Source organism: Frankia sp. CgMI4 (assembly GCF_001756285.1).
GTDB lineage: Bacteria > Actinomycetota > Actinomycetes > Frankiales > Frankiaceae > Frankia > Frankia casuarinae.
The window spans coordinates 1-2367 of the sequence record NZ_MAQZ01000020.1 but is presented as its reverse complement, the minus strand read 5'-3'; the positions used below and the strand labels follow the sequence as shown (position 1 = coordinate 2367).

Sequence of the window (2367 nt, the reverse complement as noted above, 5' to 3'; positions counted from 1 at the left end):
ACAGCCCGGGAACCAGACAAAACAGACATCGACCCGAGACCGCAAACCAGCTCAAACACCCCACCACGAACCAGCACACCAAACACGCACAGAACACGTCTCACGCGACGTCAACCATAAAATTGGAGATCAAGAAAACCGCGAAAGTCGAGGTGGCTGCCCACGCCGCGTCGGCACCTTCGCCCAGGYCGCCCTCGTCCTCGCCACCGAGGGCCTTTAGGAAAACCAACTTTGAAATGGCTCACTGTCGGAGGTGGCATTTTCGATTCTACGAGTTGACAGGGATCGACGTGTCGGCCTGGAAGTCCGCAAAGCCATGACGGCGCTTAGTCCCAGCAGACGAGGCAGAGCAGCAGCGCTCACAATCGGTCATTCGGAGGACAGATCAGCAACTGCCGAGGAGCTTCTTGAATCCTCAGACCCGAACGTCCGAGTAGCGGCAGCGAAGGCACTCACACGAATCGCKAGCACTGATGTAGGCGCGGCTCCGCTCGTGGCTCTGGCGCGCAACGACCAAGACCTAGCGGGCAAACATTCAGCCCGGGCCGCGTGGGTGTCGTTTGATGGCATGACGTGATGCCGGTCGGCGCGGGTGCGCCTCCGGTCGGTGGTGTTGTCGGGTGGGGGTTGTGTTTCAGGCCGGGGTGGCGGGCGGCCAGTCGGGGATCCAGSCCCGGCCGGTGACGACCTCGCGCAGGGTCGTCATGACGTCGCGGCCGTGCTTCGCGGCGGTGCGCAGGTAGCCGAGGATCGTGTACCGGTCCTGGGTGACCGTGTCGCTGGTCAGCCGCCCGGAGATGTTCTGCTGCAGCTTCGCGGGGCGTAGTTCGCGTTCGGCGTCGTTCGAGGTCGCCGGGATGGCCGGGTCGGTGAGGAACCGCAGCACGTCGGCCTGCCGGGTGCTGAGGAACTCCACGAGCAGGCGGGCGGGGCGCTCGCCGGGGCGGGTGCCGTGCGAGGTCGTGGCGGACATCCCGACCTTCATGCCGTCGCGGAACAGGGCAAGCAGGTCCTCGACGCTGGTCGGCGCCGGTCGGGCCGGGGGTGTGCAGTAGCGGCAGTGCGCCGGGTTGTGGCACGCGACGCGGCCGGCGGCGAGGTCGGCGGCGTGGCGGGTGAGGTTCGTGTGGTGGATCAGACCGCGCAGCGCGTCGGCGGTCTGCGCGGGCCAGTGCTGGTCGGGGTAGGTCTCGGCTGCGGCGGTCAGGTCCCTGAGGAGGTGCTGGGCGCAGRGCTGGTGGACCAAGCCGAGGAAGGCCGGGGCGTCGGGATCGTGCGCGCCGTCGTCGCCGGTCCCGTCGGTGAGCGGGTCACCGACGGTGGGGTTGAAGAAGCCGTGGTCGTAGAGGTGGTAGCGGTCGTGGACGACGGTCGCGCCGGCGGCGGCGAGCTCGCCGAGCACAGAGGCCTGAAACGTCGCCAGGTCGCGGTCGCCGAGCAGGAAGTGGGTGTACAGCTCGGTGCAGGCGACCAGCAGGTGGCGCCTGGCGTCCTTGCGGCCGGGCCGTGGCAGCCGCGGGCCGACCCTGATCGGGGTCTCGTCCATCACGACGACCGCGCACAGGGTGATCAGCGCCCGGATCCGCTGGTGCGCCGCCGTGAGCGCGGCCGCGACGGCGCTCAGCAGGCCATGCACGAACCCGGTCGACGGCGCGGCGCCGGTCAGCGAGGCCAGCAGGTCCACGCATCGTCCGACCGGCAGGTGGTGGACGACCATCAGGTAGACRCACCAGGCCCGCAGGTTCGGCCCGTAGCCGATCGGCCCGCGGTGAGCGCCGTCCGGGCGGKTGGCCTGGTGGACCTTCCCGCAGGCGCATGCCAGCACGTGCCGGTCGTACTGGGTCACCCGGGCCRTGACCAGCGGGATCTCGACCTGCTGGTAGGAGTCCACGACGCCGAGGTCCCGGGCCGTGCCCCGTCCCAGGGCCGTGGCCAGGTCGTTCCCGCACCCACACCGGCCCTCCGGGAACCGGTCGACCTGCTCGTCGGGGTCCTCGACCCGGGCCAGGTGCGTGCCCGACGCGCCGGGYTGCCCCCCACGCCGACGCTGCTGCCCACCGCCGGTACGGGTCTTCCTCGGGGCCGGCGCGGGCCTCCCGGGCTGGTCGTCCTTCGACGACGGGAACGAGGAGTTGCCGCTGTTCCGCGACATCAGGTGCTCCAGCCGGTCGAGCCGGGCCGCGAGGTCCTCGTTGACCGCGGCGAGCTTCTCGTTCACCGCGACCAGCCGCTCGTTCTCGGCCCGCAACGCCGTGTTCTCCTCCGCCAGACGGGCAACCAGCACCCAGACCAGCCACGGCACAGCCGCCGACGCGGCGGGCGCTGGCCTGTCGTGGGAAGGGCCGTCCGGTGTGGGCACACCACGGA

The 2367-nt window shown here is 70.1% G+C and carries 1 protein-coding gene; it reads right to left on the bottom strand.

Annotated elements, in window-relative coordinates; genetic code table 11:
* Window positions 1-634: 634 nt before the first annotated feature.
* Window positions 635-2367 (bottom strand): transposase (locus Manayef4_RS02575; RefSeq protein ID WP_217494084.1); only part of this gene is annotated, 1733 nt, incomplete at its 5' end.